The sequence below is a fragment of the Mitsuokella jalaludinii DSM 13811 genome (genome assembly GCF_000702905.1).
Taxonomy (GTDB): Bacteria; Bacillota; Negativicutes; order Selenomonadales; family Selenomonadaceae; genus Mitsuokella; species Mitsuokella jalaludinii.
On the sequence record NZ_JNKR01000012.1, the window covers coordinates 44456 to 64264 of the forward strand.

The 19809-nt window shown below is 55.3% G+C and carries 17 protein-coding genes and 1 pseudogene; 8 read left to right on the forward strand and 10 right to left on the reverse strand.

What is annotated here, in order from left to right; translation table 11 throughout:
• Positions 1–66: 66 nt before the first annotated feature.
• Positions 67–1218 carry an MFS transporter gene (locus T518_RS07235; protein ID WP_036377583.1) on the forward strand — a complete coding sequence of 384 codons (1152 nt, stop codon included), beginning with the start codon at positions 67–69 and terminating at the stop codon, positions 1216–1218.
• Positions 1219–1280: 62 nt separating this feature from the next.
• Here T518_RS07235 and T518_RS07240 read toward each other — a convergent pair whose 3' ends face one another.
• The gene (locus T518_RS07240) at positions 1281–1937 is read right to left on the reverse strand and encodes a flavodoxin family protein (protein WP_036377519.1); all 657 of its coding nucleotides are present in this window, start codon (positions 1935–1937) and stop codon (positions 1281–1283) included.
• An 84-nt stretch (positions 1938–2021) separates the two neighbouring features.
• Positions 2022–3140, reverse strand: coding sequence for a metallophosphoesterase (locus T518_RS07245; RefSeq protein ID WP_155948101.1), 1119 nt, complete (start codon positions 3138–3140; stop codon positions 2022–2024).
• A 259-nt stretch (positions 3141–3399) separates the two neighbouring features.
• Here T518_RS07245 and T518_RS07250 point away from each other — a divergent pair, with 259 nt between their 5' ends.
• Both T518_RS07250 and T518_RS07255 read left to right on the forward strand, forming a co-directional pair.
• Entirely contained in the window at positions 3400–6252 is a 2853-nt protein-coding gene (locus T518_RS07250) for a zinc-ribbon domain-containing protein (protein ID WP_072003588.1), read from the forward strand.
• Between the two features lie 86 nt (positions 6253–6338).
• Positions 6339–6959, forward strand: a complete 621-nt coding sequence (locus T518_RS07255; RefSeq protein ID WP_036377528.1) for a Flp family type IVb pilin — start codon at positions 6339–6341, stop codon at positions 6957–6959.
• 212 nt (positions 6960–7171) lie between these two features.
• Here T518_RS07255 and T518_RS07260 read toward each other — a convergent pair whose 3' ends face one another.
• The 3 genes from T518_RS07260 to T518_RS07270 all read right to left on the reverse strand — a co-directional run bounded on the left by T518_RS07260 (position 7172) and on the right by T518_RS07270 (position 9428).
• Positions 7172–7432 carry a nitroreductase family protein gene (locus tag T518_RS07260; RefSeq protein WP_036377532.1) on the reverse strand — a complete coding sequence of 87 codons (261 nt, stop codon included), beginning with the start codon at positions 7430–7432 and terminating at the stop codon, positions 7172–7174.
• Positions 7433–7512: 80 nt separating this feature from the next.
• Positions 7513–8466 (reverse strand): DUF1848 domain-containing protein, encoded by a 954-nt coding sequence (locus tag T518_RS07265; protein WP_036377535.1) that lies wholly within the window; start codon positions 8464–8466, stop codon positions 7513–7515.
• Positions 8467–8483: 17 nt separating this feature from the next.
• A complete protein-coding gene (locus tag T518_RS07270) occupies positions 8484–9428 on the reverse strand; it encodes a hypothetical protein (RefSeq protein WP_155948103.1) in 945 nt (314 codons plus the stop codon).
• A 192-nt stretch (positions 9429–9620) separates the two neighbouring features.
• On the opposite strand from T518_RS07270, the gene T518_RS07275 reads away from it, so the two are divergent.
• Positions 9621–10985, forward strand: a complete 1365-nt coding sequence (locus tag T518_RS07275) for a helix-turn-helix transcriptional regulator (protein WP_036377542.1) — start codon at positions 9621–9623, stop codon at positions 10983–10985.
• Entirely contained in the window at positions 10960–11910 is a 951-nt protein-coding gene (locus T518_RS07280; RefSeq protein ID WP_036377545.1) for a WYL domain-containing protein, read from the forward strand. The genes T518_RS07275 and T518_RS07280 overlap by 26 nt, the downstream gene beginning before the upstream one ends.
• Positions 11911–12081: 171 nt before the next feature.
• Here the strand turns inward: T518_RS07280 and iadA are convergent, their stop codons facing one another.
• The 3 genes from iadA to T518_RS07295 form a co-directional block, all read right to left on the reverse strand.
• Positions 12082–13272, reverse strand: a complete 1191-nt coding sequence (gene iadA / locus T518_RS07285) for a beta-aspartyl-peptidase (RefSeq protein WP_036377547.1) — start codon at positions 13270–13272, stop codon at positions 12082–12084.
• A gap of 79 nt (positions 13273–13351) precedes the next feature.
• Entirely contained in the window at positions 13352–13828 is a 477-nt protein-coding gene (locus T518_RS07290) for a YjiG family protein (protein ID WP_036377549.1), read from the reverse strand.
• Positions 13815–14504 carry a nucleoside recognition domain-containing protein gene (locus tag T518_RS07295; RefSeq protein WP_036377586.1) on the reverse strand — a complete coding sequence of 230 codons (690 nt, stop codon included), beginning with the start codon at positions 14502–14504 and terminating at the stop codon, positions 13815–13817. Before T518_RS07295 ends, T518_RS07290 begins: the two co-directional genes overlap by 14 nt.
• 291 nt (positions 14505–14795) lie before the next feature.
• Between T518_RS07295 and T518_RS07300 the strand changes: the two genes are divergently transcribed.
• Together T518_RS07300 and T518_RS07305 are read left to right on the forward strand one after the other, a co-directional pair.
• Positions 14796–16544, forward strand: coding sequence for a sigma-54 interaction domain-containing protein (locus T518_RS07300; protein ID WP_051652244.1), 1749 nt, complete (start codon positions 14796–14798; stop codon positions 16542–16544).
• Positions 16545–17219: 675 nt separating this feature from the next.
• Positions 17220–17840, forward strand: coding sequence for a recombinase family protein (locus T518_RS07305; protein WP_036377551.1), 621 nt, complete (start codon positions 17220–17222; stop codon positions 17838–17840).
• Here the strand turns inward: T518_RS07305 and T518_RS07310 are convergent.
• Positions 17831–18055 (reverse strand): hypothetical protein, encoded by a 225-nt coding sequence (locus tag T518_RS07310; protein WP_036377553.1) that lies wholly within the window; start codon positions 18053–18055, stop codon positions 17831–17833. The genes T518_RS07305 and T518_RS07310 overlap by 10 nt on opposite strands.
• 290 nt (positions 18056–18345) lie before the next feature.
• On the opposite strand from T518_RS07310, the gene T518_RS07315 reads away from it, so the two are divergent.
• Positions 18346–19464 carry a zinc-ribbon domain-containing protein gene (locus T518_RS07315; protein WP_036377555.1) on the forward strand — a complete coding sequence of 373 codons (1119 nt, stop codon included), beginning with the start codon at positions 18346–18348 and terminating at the stop codon, positions 19462–19464.
• A 92-nt stretch (positions 19465–19556) separates the two neighbouring features.
• On the opposite strand, the pseudogene tnpA reads toward T518_RS07315, so the two are convergent.
• Positions 19557–19809, reverse strand: a pseudogene (gene tnpA / locus T518_RS07320) (IS200/IS605-like element ISMmu1 family transposase); the annotation flags it as partial.

A 19809-nucleotide genomic window follows, 5' to 3' on the forward strand; every position in this document is an offset into this window, starting at 1 on the left:
AAACGTGTCGGTCTATGCTACAATGGGCGTGTTTACTGTGTTTACAGAAAGGGAGAGGATTGCGTGATACAAGAATATGAAAAACCTGGCCTGGCGGAACAGCATGCGACGCGGGCTATCTTTTTTGTCGGGGGGTTCGGTGCGGCCTCGTGGGCGCCTCTGGTGCCACTTTTGAAGGCGCGGCTCGGCATTGCGGAGGATGTGCTCGGCATGCTGCTCTTATGCATCGGCATTGGCTCGCTCCTGACGATGCCGCTCTCGGGCGCGGCGGCGGTGCGGCTCGGCTGCCGCAGGGTGCTGACCGCTGCGGGGCTCGTCTATGGCGCGCTGCTGCTCGCGCTCTGCACGGTGTCCTCATTCCAGCTGGCCATACCGCTATTGCTGATCTTCGGTGCGACTATGGGCTGCATCGACGTCGTCGTCAACATCCAGGCGGTCATCGTCGAGAAAGCGGCGGGGCGACGCCTCATGAGCGGCATGCACGCGCTCTGGAGTGTCGGCGGTTTTGCTGGCGCGGGGCTCTTCGGCATCTGGGTCGGTACGTTCTCACTGACGCCTCTTGCCTCGACGGGGATTGCGGCCGCCGTCATGGTGCTCGTGACGCTCACGGCCTCGCGCCATCTGCTGCCGTACGGCGGCGATGCTGGCGGTAAGCTCCTCGCCCTGCCGAAGGGCATCGTGACGTTCGTCGGCATCATCGCCTGCATCGCCTTTCTCGTCGAGGGCGCCATCATGGACTGGGGCGGTGTCTTCCTCACGACGGTCCGCCACTTTGACATGGCGCTGGCGGGCACGGGCTTTACCGTCTTTTCGGCAGCCATGCTGACCATGCGCCTGCTCGGCGACTGGACGGTGCAGAAGCTCGGCCAGGAGCGCGTCGTCATCGGCGGCAGCCTGCTCGCCGTCGCGGGCTTCCTGTTCATCATCTTTGCGCCGACCGTCGTCCTGCTCTACCTCGGCTTCTTCTTCATCGGCGTCGGCTGTGCCAATGTCGTGCCCGTCTTCTTCTCGTTGCTCGGCAAACAGCACGTCATGCCCATCAGCCTCGCTGTGCCAGCTGTCAGTACGCTCGGCTACCTCGGCATCCTCATGGGGCCTGCCGCCATCGGCTTTATCGCCCACCAGACGAGCCTCTACGCTGCCTTCACGCTGCTCGCCACACTCGTCTTGCTGCAGGCCGTCATCGCGGCCTACGTCTACCGCCATATCGTAGAGTAAGGGGTTCCGTCGGAAAAATGCACAAAAAAAGCGCTCGCATGAGCGCTTTTTTCGTGTCATCCTCACAACTTCTGTGCATCCAGGATCAATTGCTTGCCCAATTCATACGCTTTTTCTGCCACTTCAGCACTGTGCTTCTCATGGTAGTCGCGCTTCTCTTCTTCGGAGAAAATCGAGGACTCGTACTTGCTGTAATCCTTGAACTGCAGCGTGTTGAAATCGTAGAACAGGTAGGGCTTTGCGCCGAGGATACCGGCTGCTGCCCATTCGTAAGCGGCCAGGCTGTCCTTCAGGTGGAATGCGTCTGCCTGTTCTTCCGTCGCATTCATCGTGTAGAGGAACGCAGAGGGGATGGTCTTCCCGAGTACCGAAGGGATTTCCCTGCTGTAGATGTACTGCGAGAAGAAGAAGCGCTCGAGGAACGCCTGCATGCCCGATGTCAGATTCATGAAGTAGATCGGAGACCCGAACAGCAGGGCATCTGCCTGCTTGGCGCGCTCCAGCACCGCTGTGAGATCGTCCTTGACGATGCAGACACCGTGCTCCTTGTCCTTGCGCTTGCAGTAGAAACAGCTCAGACATCCCTTGTACTTCAGCGGGTAGAGGTCGATATACTCCGTCTCGGCTCCAAGCGAAGCGGCCCCTTCCAATGCCTTGTGCAGCAGTCGCGCCGTATTCTCCGCACGGCGCGGGCTTCCATTGATCGCCATGATTTTCATGAATATTCCTCCTAGATATCACATAATTTATTGAAGCAAAATCTCCCGACCTTAGCCATGAGGCGTGTCAAAAGCGTCAGGTCGTCAGACCTTGCTTGTCGGCCTGATGTTCACCAGCACGATCTCCGGCGCCGGGCCGAGGCGGAAGAGTTGGCCCCAGGCGCCGTAGCCGCTCGAGACGATGGCGAGCAGGTGGCCGAAGCGCTTTGCGCCGTAATCGAGGGCGAAGATGCGCCTGGTCACGAACCGGTTGGGCCAGAACTGTCCGGCATGCGTATGGCCTGCGAAGTAGAGGTCCATGCCGCGTGAGGCGGCCTGCTCGATGCGCAGTGGCTCGTGCTCCATCGCAATCGTGAAGGCGTCGGGCTCTGCCTGCGGGAACTGGGCGTGCGGGGCAATCATGTAGTCTTCCATGCCCACGAGCGATACACCGGCGACAAGATGCACCGTGCCGCCGCGCAGGCAGCGCACGCCGTTCTGTTTCAGGCGCTTCTGCTCCTTGCCGAGGTTCATCCCGTACGTGTCGTGGTTGCCGAAGACCGCATAGACGCCCCAGGGGGCCTTTAGTCCCGCAAATCCCTTGAAGCTCTTGTCGCGCAGCACATAGCCGAGGTTGCCGTCGATGATATCGCCGCCGAAAAGGATGAGGTCGGGCTGCAGATTCATCATGTCGCGGCGCAGCTCTGCCGCAAACGAACGGCCCAGCACGGCTCCGAGGTGGATATCACTGGCAAATGCCACCGAGAACGCCCGCTCGATGGGCTTTTCGGTCTCCATCTCGATGCGGCGCACCACCGGATGGCGTGCGCGCCAGCTGCCGACTGCGAGCAAGGCCGCCAGTCCCAGTAGGGAGGCCTGGCCGTAATAGACGGCAAAGACGGTATGCCACCAGTCAAGACCAAAGCCGAATGGCTGTGCAAGGCAGACGAGCCAGACGATAAAGGTAGGCAGCAACAGGAGCGTCATGTAGTAGCCGTAGATGAACCAGTAGCCGCCAATTCTCGCCAACAGCCGCGTCACGCGCAGCGGCAGGTGATTCCCGAGGATGTTCGGTATGAGATAGATAAACGGCAGCAGCAAAAAAATCAGGAGCAGCCCGTGCTCCGGGACGGGCAGTGCCCAGCGCAAGAGCAGCCACTGCCCCAGCCCTGAGAGCTCGCCGAGGCCCCATAGGATCCAATAGAAAGTGTAGCGGTGTTTCACCAAAGTTCCCCCGTTCTTGTTTCCCTTTATCTAAATTTAATTCGACGAAGTGCGGCAAAGTCCTGCTGACCGTTCACGCAGATAGATTTCCTTTTCGATTCGCCATCTTCCTGATCAAAAAGTCCAGTGCTGACTTTTGCACAAGCTGACTCACCTGCAGTGATTGACATTGCAGGAAAACTAGCGGTGGAAGCAGAATCTATACCTAGTATCTAGTACTTAGACCAATGACCATCTGATTCACTTGGGGGTGTAGAAGATGTTTTGCATGAACTGCGGCACGAGGCTGCCGGATCACGCTAGATTCTGTTTCAACTGTGGAGCCAAGGTCCCGGAAGGGCCGGATGATGGGACTGCTGCTGACGAAGGGCAGGCACCTGTAACATGGCCGAAGGATGAACCGCTCACAGATATCCCCGGCAGCCATTTCACGCTTCTCGGAAAATACGAAGTGGAGCTGCCGCGGGCCACGGCCATCTACAACCAGCTCTGGGCGCCGTTCAATCGGGAGGGGACGCGGATTGCGCTGCTCGCCCGATATGAGATCCGCAAGCATCTGAAGGAGCATGCGGTGGAGAATCCCGTGGAGTTCTCAGCCCAGGTGCTCGCGTACTGCATGACCGTCTGCGACCCGCTTTTCGAGAAGGCCGTGGAGCTCCTGATCGACCGCGGCATCGACTATGTGACGAAGAAGGACCTCTGGGACAGGCTCGACGATTCCGCCACGTCGACGGACCTTGTCAAGGCCATGCTGGCAGACAAGGCGGCCATTGAGGACTATGAAAAGGACTTGGCGGTGGAGAGGCAGGCCGACAAGGCGAGCTGGCGTGGCGGCGGCTTCGGTATCACGGGGGCTATCACGGGCACCATCAAGGCGTCGATGATGAACACGGCGCAAGATGCTCTGAGCGCACTCGGGCGCAGCATCACAGGCAATTCCTATTCCGACCGTCTCGAGCGCTTCATCCAGGACAGGAGTGCCAAGCGGAATTATCCGGCCATGGCCCGCGATTTCATCAATTCGGTCTGCCGGTTCGACCTGTTCAACGAGGTCTATCAACTGTTGGCGGAAGAAGGCCGCGTGCCGAAGGTGTCGTTTGAGACGAGCAAGGCAGACAGTCGGCGGAAGAACCTGCTGGAACGGTACGCCAGCGGCAAGCTTGAAAAAGAAGAGGTGCTCAGAGGTCTTTGCAGCTGCCTGGAGATAACCGGTGAGACGCAGTCGGTCTATGAGGCGCTGTTGGAGCTGGAGCCATCTGCCGCAAGGGATGTGTTCCATATCGCAGCGTCCGAAGGTGAGGAGCTCGAACTGGCCAAGTCGGTCTGGCAGACGTATGAGATTGACAAGAAAGTCGGACAGGATTTCCATTTCCCTGACTGGATGCCGAACTTCCTTTCCCGTCCTTTTTATGTGGTGGCAGGGCCAGCCATGCTGATGGCTCTGCTGATTGAGCTCCGCGACTTGCCTCAGATGTTCCGCAAGGAGGGAACGGCTCCTATGTACATCGCCCTGACGGCTGGCACGTATTGGATCCCGGCAGATGCCAACGATGTGAGCTTTTGGGGGATGGACCGCGAGGTAGAGCTGACTCTCGACCATCCAGGAGATACCGACTGGATTGGTCATGGCGTCCACTTTCATCTGGTGCAGTTTAGAGGTAACGCAGCGGCATGGTCTAAAGAGCTCCGCGAGAAGAAGCTCCAAGAGGCAGAGGCTTTGCTAGGCGCCAGAGACAAAGCGCGCGCCTTATCTGCCTTTCTGCTTGCCGCAGAGATGGGCAGTGCCGAAGCGGCCTGGCAGGCAGGAATCCTGCAGGCGAAAGACGGCCAGCAGGAAGAAGCGCAGTGGTCTTCTGTGGAAGCCGCTGTGCTGGGCAAGAAGGAAGCGGCCTGGGTGCTGTACCAATATCTGAAGAAAAAACAGAATGAACAGTGTGCTGCTTACCGGAGATTGGCTGCCAAGGACGCGCAGGCGCTAGTAGATGCGGGAAAGTACGACGAGGCCTTGGCCTGGTACGAGACGTTGGTCGCAGAAGACGACGGCACGGCCTGCCTCTATCTGGGCCAGATGGCCGAGCAGGGCAAGGGCATGGAAAAAGACGAGGCCAAGGCCATGGACTGGTACGAGAAAGCCAAGGCCTATGGCTGCGAAGAAGCAGGGCAGGCCCTCGGAGCGCTGGCCTTTGCCTGGGGCCAAGCGCTGGAAGAAAAGGCCAAGGCAGAAATGGGACCGCAGGCTAGGACAGACTGGCAGCAGACCTGGCACGATTACCAGCGCGCCTTGGCGGAGGACTATCCGGGAGCTGCGGAGAAGATCCGCGCATTGGGACTCCAGCTCGGCAAGGAAATGGAGGACGAGGGTCAGGATGCAGAGGCATTGGCCTACTATCAAGCGGCCCTGGATCTCGGCAGCCAGGATGCACTGCTCCGTGCAGCCCGGCTCTGCGTCGACCCGCGAAGCGAGGCATTCGACTTCACGGAGGCTTGGCAGCTCTATCGGAAGGCCGCACAGAATGCGGAGGATACAGATGCCGTCAGCGACGAGTGGAACAGCCGCAAGGCACTCGTGCCCCTGGATGTACGAGTGGCCTGCCTGAGAGGCGTCGCGGCAGACAAGATGGCGGATGCCGTCTACTATTATTGGGGGGAAAAGCTGTCCAATCCGTTGGACAATGCCATGAAGTCCTACGGCGCACGAGCAGGCGTCACGCCAGAACAGGTGGTGCTGCTCTGCGATTCCACCCATTCCCTCTTCTGGGGCAAGGGCGAGGAAGGCTTCCTGATTACCGAGGACGGCCAGCTCATCTGCTCACTCGGGACCAAGATCTCCTTGGATGCGCTGGGGCCCTTGGAATACCGCGAGGAGGAACTCGTGGCGACCACCTCCGGCACCGTGCTGGCCCGCTTCAAAGGGGAGTCGGATGAAGACCCGACGTTCTGCGACCTCCTCAATGAGATCGTCCTGCTTCGCCATCCGCAAGGACAGGAACAAGAGGCCTCAGCCCAGCAGCCCACATCCTTCTGCCCGCAGTGCGGAGCCCCTGCCGATCCCGGTGCCCGCTTTTGCGGCCAGTGCGGCAGCCCCCTGCCGTTCACAAAATCAAAATCGTAATCTTTATGCGGTAAAGGTAAAAATTAAGGCTCTGCAAACTGCATAATATGATAAAATAAAGGAAATGGAATTGGAGATGAAAACAGATGGGGAGACAAAAAGGACAGGGTATTGTTGAATATGCGTTGATACTGGCCTTCGTTGTGGGCATTGGAGGTGTGCTCTTTGCCAACGGGAACTTGGCTGACTCCATCCGCTCTGTTTTCAGCAATGTCAACACCCTGATTGAAGAGGCGTCGAAGCCGCCTCTTGCGGCGGCCACTACAGCAAAGGACATCATTGAACGGCTCAGGCAGGGGCGGTATGACGGATTGGCTGATGAGCTGCAGGGGAAACCGAGCAAAACTTTGGAAATTACCTCAGACAGCGAAAAAGGACAAGAATTGGCCAAGAAGCTGAATATCAAGACCAAACCGGGAGATGCCTGGTTTGTCAGGGTCACTACCCATGGTCACACGGTGTTCACTTATTATTCGGCAGATGCTAATGGTGGTCAGACTTACGGTGAATTGAAAGAGATGTACAATAGTAATCCAAGTAATTATTACACGAAGGATAAGGGAAATGCTCATCCAGTTAAGATTGATGAGGGAAACTATAATGGTACCGGATCAGGACGCTACTATTCTAACGTTCCAGGCTACGTGGGCCCCTCTCCAGATGGAAATGGGATGATCATCGACCCCACCCCAACAAACAAGCTGTAAACAGTCTTCAGATGAAAGATAAACTCTGCGGTGGACTCCTAGGACAGGAAAATCGTCAGCCTTGGTCAACGAGACCGAGGCTGATTTTTTCGGTAGAGCAGATAGCAAAAAATTGACGGATGAATTTCCTTCACTATGATGGAGAAAATTCACCCGTCGATTTTTTGCTGCTGTGTGTAGCAGCCTTTATAGTAGAAGATGCTAGAAGCTACTTATTTCCAGAGGACAGATTCTTCGAGGGGGCGACGGCGTTTGTCGCGATGCGGAGCTTCACCGCGGTAGCCGAGCGCGGTCATGCAGGCAACACCGAAATGTTCGGAGTTATAGAGATGGTAGGTATCCGATAAAATGGACTCAACCTTATCCTTCGTAAAGCCTTCGATGGGGCAGGAGTCGATGCCCAGATAGGCAGCTGCGAAGAGGACATTGGCCATGACGATATTGTGAACGAACGGGATCCGGGGTGGGGTCAATAGAGTGACTAGAAAAATTCGACGGGTGAATTTCCTTTACTATGATGAAGGAAATTCACCCGTCGAATTTTTAACGTCGATCAAAACAAGGAATCCATCTGGCTCTCGGCTGTCGGCTGGATTTTCAGATGTGTGACTTTGCGCGTGGTAATGGTCTCGTCGCCGCGCAGGGTGCCGGAGAGGATGGTGGCGTCGCTGTGGTGGTCGGCGAAGCTGGCTTCGGCCATGCGCCCGTTGGTGTTGGCATAGCAGTAGCGGCAGCGGTGCAGGCAGGTGTCATACTGGCCGATGTCGACGCTCTTCATGCAGTGGCAGACGTCGCGCTGAGTCGGGTCTTTTTTGACGTCGATGGGTGTGCCGATGACGCGTTCGATGCGTTCCTTGTCGATGCAGGCCCCGTGCTCGATGCCGTAGGCGGCGAGGTCGATTGCCTCAGAGCATGACTGCAGGGTGACACCGGAGCCTTTGGCGAGCCGAGCAAAGCCCTCGGCCAATATATTCATCTCAGGGATGCCGAGCGGGTGCAGCGCGAGTGGTTTCGTGTTGCGCTCGGTCTTGCGGTAGAGGTCGAGAAAGCTGATAACGCAGCGGTCGGTGTACGGTGCGAGCATTTCGAGCATGACGGCAAAGTCGTGCAGGTGCCGCTCGATGGTGTAGTGGTCATTGAGCAGGATGGGATCGTAGCGCCAGACCATGCGCGTCTTGCCGAGCTGCTGCGACATCTGCTGGAAGGTGCGGATGACCTCGCGCTTGTCGGGCAGGCCCGGCTCGACATCGTGGCCGTACGGCGTGATAGTGAACTGGAAGTAGAACGGGTACTTCGCGCGGAGCTCTGCGAGATGCGGCAGCATCGGCGCGGCGTTCTTGGTCCAGAAGACGATGCAGTCGACGTCCTCCGGCCGCAGCGAGATGCGGCTGACCTGTTTGCGGTTAAATGGGTTGATCGCGTCGACGAACCCCGCGCGGACGCGGTTCATGAACCACGGTGTATAGAAAGCCGGAATGTCGGTCCGGCGGCTGGCACTGATGATCATGGATGATTCCTCTTTTCTCAATGTTTCTGCAGGACGAGGTAGTAGTACCGCGTCCACTTCTTAGGCATGAAACCGCTGTCACCGCGGAAAATCTTGGCCTGGACCTCCGCAGGCATCTCGTAGGGGCAGCGGCTCCAGGCTGGCGCGCCGCCTGTAAAGAGATTCGTGCCGATGACCTCGGCAGGTACATCCCACTCCGCCTGCACGCGAGCTGCGAGCTCGCGCATGATGGCCTTGCTGCCCGCATACTTCAGGTCGATGATGACAAAGACAGCGCCGGGCTTGGCCTGTTCCACCGTGGCGCGCATCTTGCTGAGGAAAGTCTCCTGCTCCGTCGGCCCAACATGGCTCAGATAGTTCTGCAGAAAGTAGACATCGGCCTGCTCCTGGATGCGCTTGCGGCAGCTCCTGCCGTGCATGCACTGCTCGCATGGCACTAGGTTGTCGCAGCGGTAGATGAGTGTCCCTTCATCGCCGCGGTGAATCAGGCCATCTTCCTTGCAGAGCTGCCAGCTGATCCGCTGCTCGCTCTTCCAGCCGCATTCCCAGTCGAGGATGGTGATGGCCGTCCTGTCGTGGAGCTGTGCGCCGCGCAGGGCTTTGAGTGTGCCGTACATTTCGGGGCACGGTCCCCCGGCAAAGAAAGCCAGGTTGAGGACCGGGTAGAACGACTGGCGTTCCTGCAGGGCCGGGATGACATAGTCGCGGACGACGCGGCAGGCTGGCTCGACGTAGTACGGGTAGTAAGCGAGCATGTACGCCTTGCGGTTTTCCTCGGTATGGTAGCGGCTTACACAGGCCTCATTCGCGTACTGCGGCTGATAGCTCTGACGCAGCGACTGCACTGCCTCGCGCACGCGGATGGTTTCCGCATCGCTGAGACGGCCGTACGGCATAACGGCCGGACCATATGTCTTATCGAAGACGCGGTCAAAAATATTGTGCTCCATCATACGTTCCATGAGGCAGGTCCCCTTTCCTTCTTTTCTTCGTGCTTCTTTTCCGTTGACATGTTCATTGTAGAAGAAATGCAGATGGCTTTCGTGTCAAAAAACATGTGAACTTTCGCGGCGGGGCTAACGGTTGCTGCTTGACCTATGTTAGAATAGGAAGGAATGATTACAACTGGCAGGCTATTGAAAGGGGATGATGGTATGGCAGGCAGGAAGCGACGCGGTTGGAACAAGTACATCGCGGATTACGACAAGCTGCGGATGTTCCTGCGGTACATCTCGTATGGCTGCTATCACAAACAATACCTCGCGCGGCAATTGGGACAGAGTGCGCGGAGTTATGAGGACAACTGGGCGCGGGTGCGATCCTTTCTGCCGGAGGACCGTCTTCAGGCGGTGCGGCAGGGCCACCGCGAGATCCACAGCCTCAAGGGCGATTCGTATCACAGTTCGTTCAACGACCTTGCGCGCACGTACGCCATCAAGTCGCTGAAGAGCTCGTCGGCCTTTGCGCTCCTTTGCCTGCTGCAGGTTTTCTCGGGCAAGGCTGCCCGCTCCGGCAGGGAAGCCCGCTTGGCGGACGCAGCCGACACGAATGGCGCCAATGCTTCTGCAGGTGCCTGTAGTGCTGCTGATGATGGCCGTGGCTTTCTCGACGAGAAGACACTCCTGCAGTATGAGCTCGTCCCGACGGACCGGCCCTTCCCGAAGCGGGTCGAGGACATCAGCCGCAGCACGCTGCACCGTTACCTCTGCGACCTGACGGATCAGGGGCTCTTGGAGCGCCGCGAGGAGAGCGGCCGCTACAGCTACCGGCTCGCGCCCGACATCCTCGGGGGCCTGCGCGAAGACGAGGCCAGCGCCCTGCTCCCAGCCATCGCCTTTTACCGCAATGTCTCGCTGATCGGCATGCCCGGCTACTTCCTCGAGCAGAGCCTGCGTGCCCGTTATCCAGCCGCACCCTGCGTCGAGGTGCCGTGCCAGTTTAAGCACATGACGATCACGCGCATCCTCGACGATGATGTGCTCTACGCGCTCGCCTGCTGCATCGCGGAGCGCCGCGCCGTGCGCTTCCGCTACCGCGGCAAGGGCGTCTTAGCCATTCCGTTGCGGCTCATCACGGACTTCGAGTCGGGCCGCCAGTATCTGCTCGCCATCCGCAAGCGCTGCACCGTCTCGAAGCGCTTCACGATTGCGCAGTCGTACCGCATCGACTTCATGCAGGAGGTCCAGCCTGCTCGCACCATCAAGAATCAGCCGGACGTCACGCTCCCGGAGCGCCACACCCTGCAGCTCGCCTTTCGCTATGATGACGAGCGCGGGCGCGACCGTCTCATCTACCGCATCCGGGAGCACGAGCCAAAGGCCACCATTCACGACGACGGCCTCGGCACACTGCACGTCGCGCTTGAGACGGTCGACGACCTCAAGCTCATGCCGTGGCTCAGGACTTTCTACCCCATCGTGCGCGTTGAGAAAGACGGCCCCGCACACCTCGCCGAACGCATGAAGATTGACATTGAGGAGGCATTGAAACATTATGGCATACGCCCCGCTCTTCCATGAAGTCCACTCGGAGCTCTTCTTGGCGCTCTGCCGCATCATCAACGCGATTGCGGCAGGGACGCGCATGACGCGCGCGGACATCCTGCAGCAGCTGCCGAATCTCGACTGGGGAGGACTTGAGCGGGCCAATGCGCTCATCGATACGCTCTTTCTCTTCCAGCCCGACGGATCTGCCTGTCTCTTTCTCGACAATGGCATTGCCGCGCGAGCGACGACGGCGGAGCTCGTCTGGCTCCGCGCAATGCTCGAGGATCCAGGCGCCGCCTTCCTGCTGCCCGACGATCTGCGCGAGAAGCTGCGCCAAACGCTCGCAGCCGTCCCCGAGTGGCCGCGCGAAACAATCTGGCAGACGGTGCAGGAGCAGGGCGATGACCGCACGGCCCTGCAGGGGCGACTCGCCACCATCTGGCAGGCCCTGCGCGAGAAGCACCAGCTCGCCTATGCCAACCGCGACAGCAGCGGCCAGATCCACGAGGGAATCTGCTCACCCTGCCGCCTCGAGTACGACGCGGCGGCCAACTGTTATTATCTCATCATCTGGCAGCCCGACGAGGCACGCGCCATCAAGATGCGCGTTGCGAGACTCGCGTCGGTCCAGTGCCTTGACGCGCCAATCCCCGCAAGTACAGAGGAAGCCTTCCATCAGTTTCTCGCGGACCGCCGCCAGAGCGTGACCTTGCGCATCGAGCGTCAGAACAACGCCGTCGAGCGCAGCTTCATGATGTTCGCGAGCTACGACAAAGAAGCCAGCTATGACGAGGAGACAGACACCTATACCATACAGCTCTACTATTACGATTTCGACCGCCGCGAGATCCTGCAGCAGATCCTCTCCCTCGGCGCCGCCGCCACCGTCCTCGCCCCGGCAGACATGCGCGAAGCCATCATCGAGCGCCTGCAGGCCGCCTGGCAGAACCTGCAGTAGATGGTGCGCTTCAACGTAGATGAAGCAAAGGAAATCTCATAAAAAGTATTGACTAGAAATTTCCATAAAGAAAAAATTCACCGGGTGAATTTCCTTTAATGCGATGAAGGATATTCACCCGGTGAATTTTTGATAATGCAGGTGTATGAAGAAGCCTGCATCGAATAGAGATTATGCTTCAAAGGTTCCTTTGACGATGGCCTGGCCGTCCTCGACCATATGCTGGCCTCTTGCCCAGACGTGCTGGAGCTCGAAGTTATCGGTGATGACGATGAAGTCTGCATCGCTCTGTGGAGCCAGGATGCCCTTTTTCGGATGGATATGGAGTGCCTTGGCTACGTTGGTGCTGAGAATCTGGATAGCCTGGTCGATGGCAATGCCTTCTTCTTCGACCATGTCGCGGAATTCCGTGAACATGGAATGCTGATCGCCGACGCCGACGCCAATCGGATTGCCAGCATCGTCAAACACTGGCATGCTGCCATTGCCGTCGGAACTCATGGTGATGTGGGAAAGCGGAACACCGGCATCCAGGGCTGATTTAGCGGCTTTGCTTGGCTTCACGGCATTTTCAGAGCCCGGATGGCTTGGGTCAATACCGGAGGTGATGTCCATGTAGCCCCCTTGCTTAGCCCATTCAATGCTTTCGGCAAACAGACGCTTATTGCGGTTGACGTGTGTCGGCAGGAACTGCGTCTTAGGAATCTCTCCGTCTTCTGTAATCTCGAACAGGTATTTCATACCATTGCGTCCGTCACCCATGTGCATGTTAATGATGCCGGCTTTGCCGCTGATCATGCCGCCAACACGTGTTTCGGCAGCGAGACGGCGGTAATCCTGAGCCGTTGGCTGGCCCGAACGATGATCGCTCATGGCAATTTCACCAGCGCCGATAATCTTGTCAATCATGACGATATCCTTGCGGACGCTGCCTGTGATGGTCGGTGTGGGAAGTTCATAAGCACCCGTGTAAATATAGGTAGACAGGCCTTCATACTCCAGCCCGCGTGCTTTCGCGAGCAAGCTCTCAACATGACGCGTTGTGCCATCCGTTCCGAGCAGACCGCAGACTGTTGTGACGCCAGAGGTGGTTACTTTGGAGAGCAGAAGCTCTGGCGTGCGCGTATGATAGCCGCCTTCACCGCCGCCACCAATCATATGGACATGACCGTCGATGAAGCCTGGCAGCACGCGGGCACTCTTGAGGTCAATCTCACAGCAGTCGATGCCTTTTGGCGGCTCGATATTTTTGCCGATGCCGGCAATCTTCTCTCCGGCAATCAGTAGATCCTGAACACCCTGATCTTCAGGGGCATAGAGGTGTGCATTGCGCAGCATCGTAAAAAATGACTGGTTTGACATAAGGTCATCTTCCTTTCTTGAAATATAGTACTTGATACATGTACCATAAATATACCGTCGACGCGAATCACTGCTATCTTCAGAGGAACAGCAGTATGAGGCGCATTGCCCAGATCGAGAGCAAGGCATTGATGAAGCAGATGCTGATGATTGCAACATAATGCTTGGTGTTGACGCCAGAGATACCCAAGCAGCGGCCGACGTTCTGTACAGGGTTGCCAATCAGGTAGATGGCCGGAACGAGAGTCGTGAGCTGTGCAGGATCAAGAATGTTGCTCGTGAAGAGACTCATCGCAACACCGATGCCACCACCCATACTCATGATAGCTGTGACGAGCACAGTTGCCGCTTCACCAGGCAATCCCCAGAGCGCCATGATGGGGGCACAGACCACACCGATGATATGCAGGAGACCTGTGACATCGAGGATGCGGATGATGACGAAGGCCATGATGACGTTTGGAAGAAGACTCGTCGTACCAATCTTGAAACCATTGCGTGCGCCATCGATAAAGAGATCAAGGATATTCTTTTTCGCAGTTTCAGGCGTTGCCATTTGCATTACCTCCAGTCGTATCTTTCCGGTAGAACATTTTCAGGTAGATGCGCATCAGATTGCCACCGATAATCTTGAAGACGAACATGACGATGATTGGAACAATGATTGGTGCCAGCATGAAACTGAAGACAGCTGCGCCAGATGAGAAGTAGTTCGTGATGAAGGCTGAGGCACTTGTCTGATAGGCGATGAGAATGGAGCGTTCATTGTCGGTGATCTCGCCTTGGTCATAAAGCTCTTTGACCATGCCAGCCGCGGCATCTGTGCTCTGCATGTTAGCGATGCTGGCAAGAGCCGTGATGCCCGGTATGCCGAGCAGCGGCTTCAGGATTGGCGTCATGAGCTTCTGAGCTGCACGCAGGCCGCCAAGACCGTCGATAACATTGACGATACCAAGAGCCAGGATGACAGCTGGTATGAGCTCGATGGCAAACAAGAAGCCGTCGCGGGCACCCGTCCCGCCAGCGCCGCGGAAATCCAGTGCTTTTTCAGCTCCCGGTGGAATCGTGCCGAATTTACCGTTCAATACGTTGAAGTCGAATACCTTGAGCCAGGTATCCGAAGACGAGAAGATACCAGAGAAGATGATGATGGCAAAGAAAAAGGCAGCATAGCCTACCCAACCCACCTTGATCTGCGGCGTTTTGTCCTTGGGCGTCTTATTGTCTTCCATAAGAATCTCTCCCTTGTTGATATGATTCAATTGATACACTTCCTAAGATATGGCCACACCTACTTACATTGCAAGATGCGTGCCAAGTCTCTTACTCGATGGACAGTCCTATGAAAAAACATGTATTGCCATGCAAAAGCAGGCTAAATAAGCAACGTTTGTCTATTCTTTAGATACAAATCTGTTATTTTGAACCAATATGTATACATCTTTATGCTATAAAATGGTATAATAATGGAAATGGGATTGAAATTTATGGGAATAAACCCTTTTCTGAGGAGGAAGTCAGGCATGAAGCACATCGCATTGATTGCTCTCGGAGAGAAAACATCTTACTTCTGCCGTGACCAGCTGCACAGATTGCTGGGCAATCGCATCAACATCAGCAACTATTATGCAGAGGGCAATCTGCCCCAACGGATCAAGGCGGATTTTGCCATTTTTACGAGCCGCCTTGCCTATCAGAAGACCCATACGCATCTGTCAGATGGCCTGCCCTATATGATTTCTCGGCGTTCCATCAACTACCATGAGGTCGATAAGCTATTCGAGCTACCGGCCGGCACAAACGTCCTGCTCGTCAATGACTGCATCCAGAGTGCCAACGACACCATATCCTTGTTGCAGACGCTTGGCATCGATCATCTCAACTACTATGCATATGCTCCTGGTATGGATGATCCGAAAATGGCGAAGGTAGCGGTGACGCCAGGCGAATCTCGCTTTGTACCGCCTAGCATCGAAAAGATAGTCGACATCAAGACAAGGCTCTTGGATATCACTTCATTGGTAGAGATGTTATCGCGCATCGGGCTCCTGACGTACTATGCCGATTTCCTATCGGCGCAATATGTCCGTGATATCATCCAGCTTATCGACAAGAACCAGCGCTATAAGAACCGGGCTGCACAACTGGAGCAGGAGCTCTGCCGGTTGGAAGCATCTAGAAGCCAGAAGACGTCCGATGTCAACCTGCAGGCAGTCTACCACTTTGATGATATCATAGGAAGCGCACCCGCGTTGCAGTCTGCAATCCACATTGCTAAGCGCTTTGCTGATTCAGATTCCACCGTACTTATCCAGGCGCAGAGTGGCACAGGCAAGGAACTCATGGCTCAGAGCATCCACAACGCGTCTGAGCGTGCAGATGGACCCTTCGTAGCAGTCAATTTCGCAGCCATAACTGAGACGCTGCTCGATTCAGAGCTCTTCGGCTACGTCGAAGGCGCCTTCACTGGCGCATCGCGCCATGGGGCGATTGGCCTGTTTGAGCAGGCCAATCATGGGACAATCTTTCTCGATGAGATTGGCGATGCGTCGCTTTCCTTTCAGGTGAAATTGCTACGTGTCCTGCAGGAACGCGAGATCCGTCGCGTAGGCAGCACTGTACCAATCCATATTGACGTACGCATCATTGCAGCGACGAACCAGGACCTCAAGGTCCTCATACGCCAAGGGAGATTCCGTGAAGACCTTTACTATCGCCTGAACGTGCTACCGTTGACACTACCACCACTTGCCGAACGGAAAGAAGACATCCCTGTGCTGGTAGCTGCCTTTCTCAAATCCTTCTTCCTGGACATGGGCGCTTCTGAGATGCGCGATTGGATAAAAGAAATCCTGCCGGTATTCCATCAATACAGCTGGCCCGGCAATATCCGCGAATTGCAGAACGTTGTTGAATACCTGGCCAATGTCTGCGACGGACGACCGCGACCGGATGACCTTCCATCGAGCTTTACTGCCACTATCGCATCCATGCGGAATCGGCAGGGAGGAGAAACGGCTGGAGAAAATCTGAAGAAGGCTGTCTTGCAGGAACTGGCCATCGCTGCGCGCATAGGCAAGCATTTAGGGCGACGCTCTCTGGCGCGGAATCTGGATGTCCCCGAAAGCCAGATTCGCCATATCTGCCAGGATCTTGTGAAAGAGGGCGAGATCACCCTTAAATCTGGACGCGGTGGCATCCAGCTCAGGAGAAACTGGTCAGAGATTTTGGACTCACGCGGCGATATTGCGCGGAATCAGCCCTTATTGTAATATAAAGATTTCATCCGGGGTGCCGTTGTTCAAGCGAATCGATTGGCCGCATACTGAGGTTCCAGGAGGTACCTCTTTATTATGCATTTGCAACACCATGTCGCTTGAAACGGGAGCCGGTCAATGATTTCATTACACATTGCATCCAGGTCCGAGAGAGCATGTACGACCACCTTGTGCAGAACCTGATGGCATTGCCAGATTGCTCCGTACAGGTGATAGACGGAGCTCGCTGGGGAAGAGCCGACAGGTCGATGCGTCATTCTCGACTCAAGTGAATCATCATATAGGAGCGTCTCTGTTGCACTTAGCAACATGAGACGCTTTTTTTGCTCTCTTTCCAGAACCATCCGTATTTTGTCACTTTGGATGAAGTGCAGCACATCTAGGAATGTTTTTTCACATTAAAAAACGGAATATTCACATAATAAATTTGACGAAATATTCATGGTATTGATTTAGCTATAGATTGAGTTATATAATAAGAATACTAATTTGATTATTTAAAATATTAAGAAATCATTTCTGTTTTTATTATACTGTCAAATTAAAGCGTGCTCTATTTTTATAAATACAAAATTCGTTTACGACGCGAATCAAATTGTAAAATATGCTATAATAAACAATGTATCAGAGAATGTTAAGAGATACTTTTATAGTATAGAGGGAATATTCATGAAAATAGGCTATGTCAGAGTCTCTACTGTCGAGCAGCATGAAGAACGACAGATCATCGAACTGAAAGAGAAGGCAAATGTAGAACGTATCTATAAAGATAAGTTATCCGGTAAAAATACGGAGCGACCGCAATTGAGAGCCATGATTGATTTTGCGCGTGAAGGTGACACCATCTATGTGTCCGAATTTTCGCGCTTGGCTCGCAGCACGAAGGATCTGCTGAGCATCATCCAGGACCTCCGCGAGAAGGGTGTGCAGGTCATCTCGCTTAAAGAAAATTTTGACACCTCTACGCCTGCCGGTGAACTCGCGATGACCGTATTCGCCGCCATCGCCACCTTTGAGCGTAAGATCATGTTGCAGCGCCAGGCCGAGGGCATCGCCGTTGCCAAGGCCAAGGGCGTCTACAAGGGACGGCAAAAAAAGAAAAAGCCCGCCGACTGGGACGAGCTTGTCAAGAAATACCAGAACCGCGAGATCCGCTCCGTCTCCGAGCTCATGCGCATCTGCCATGCTTCACGGCCTACCGTGTATATGTGGCTGAAGGAAAGCGGCGTGGTCTTCCACGAGCTGGAGTGGCAGAAGAAAAGATGCCACCTCGCATCCAATCAGCCCTGATTCGGGTTCCAGCTGCTAGCGCCCAGTGGCTCAATCGGATGCGAGTCACTGAACGGAGCGCCGCAGTTCGGGCAGCCCTTGTCTTCACCGCAGCTGTCGCAGTAGAGCGTACCGCAATTGCTGCACTCATATAAGAGTTCCTTCTGTTCTTCCTTCTCCTGTGCGCCGCAGTAGCTGCAGTCATCCTGCCGGACAAATGCATTCTTATCAGCCATGGTGATCACGTTCCTTTCGTTTGCTCGGGTGACTTCTGTTCCTTGTATCTTTCATCTGTTATCCCGAGACTCCGGCTTTGTTTTCTCGTTACAGTTATCAGTATACGGATTTGCCGTGGCCATTTCTGTCACTATTGTCACGAAATCTGATTTCCATGTACAAACAGGATACCGAGCCTTCGACTGAAGCGGATGATACCGGAATTAGACGAATCATCAAAAAAGGGTTATGGAAAGTGGCTGACGAATGATAATAAAAAACTACGAATCAAACAAGATGGGGTGATCAAATGGCTAGATACTGCCCGAATTGTGGGGCGAAGCAAGATGAGACATCGAAGTTCTGCATGAACTGCGGGACGCCGTTAGAGCCGGAAAAGAAGGATGATGTGGCAACGATACAGCAAAACACCGATGGCATGCCGTTAAAGATGGCAGCATCAGGGAGAGATGCGGGTCAGCCACATGGGCCGAAGCACTCGAAGAAACGCTATATCACACTGGGCATTGCAGCACTCGTGCTTATTGGTGCAGCAGGGTTCTTCGTAGGCAAGCAGTTCACAACTAAGGAAGATGCTGCACCTGCGGCAGAACAGTCGGCTGATGTCGTTGCGGAGAAAAAGCAGCCGGAGATGAGCAGTGATCTTTCGCTTGGTGGGCTTGACCTCGGTATCACGCTCGATGAGATGCATAACCGCCTAGGGCAGGAGAGTTCCTCAAAGCAGGACGGGAACCACATGTATTATTTCTACGAGGGGCTCAAGGTCGGCTCTGTCGACAACAAGCTGACATCGCTCGTCTCCGAGAACGACGAAGTCAAGACAAAGCGCGGTATCCACCAAGGCTCAACACTCGATGAGGTCGTGAGTGCCTATGGCAATCCCACCAGCACACTGGCGTATGATGGGAAAACTCTCTATGAATATACTTTTTCCACCATCAATGGCAAGACCGGTATCCTGCGCTTCGCCATCAATCCCGACACGAACCTCGTCGCCTACATCAGTGTCCGGATTCCCGACAGTCCGGCAAAGACTGCGCAATCCGACAAGACGGCAAACAATAACACCATTCAGGTCCTCTATATTGGTGGCAAGACTTCCGTATTGCAGCTCTCCAAGAGCAATGTCCAGCTGCACGTCGGACAGCAGCTCCATCTGATGGCTGGCGATGACAGCGGCGATGCTGGCGATTTGCGTCTGATGACGAATGGCAAACGCGATGGAATGGGCATTGTCTCGCCAACTAACTGCGTCAGCGTCAAAGGTGTCGGCAAGAAAGGCTTCAAGGGATCCAATACGGAGATGCTCATCACTGCCAACGCCCCGGGGGAAGCCGTCTTCACCGTCGTCCCAAACTACGGAAGCTGGGAAAAGGCTACGAAAATCTACATTACGATTGTCGAGTGAAGCAGCAAAAAGCCTAGCGCTGGACTTTTTCAATTAAAATGCGGCCAGGAATCTTCTCACTTCAGTCAGGAGAGGAATGGCCGCAACGGTAGTCACTTGGAATACTGATTCTGGATGTATTTTGCGACTACTTCCTTGCTCATGTTGCCAAGTGTGCTCATATAGTAGCTGCGTGACCAGATATGACCGCCCCAGAATTTATCATGCTTAATCTCGGGATGTTTTTTGAGGAACAGTCTGGCACTGCCGCCTTTGAGTGCCTTGACGATGTTTGTCGGCGTATACTTTGGCTTGAAGCTGATGAGCATGTGCACATGCTCTGGCATAACTTCCAGCTTTTCGACG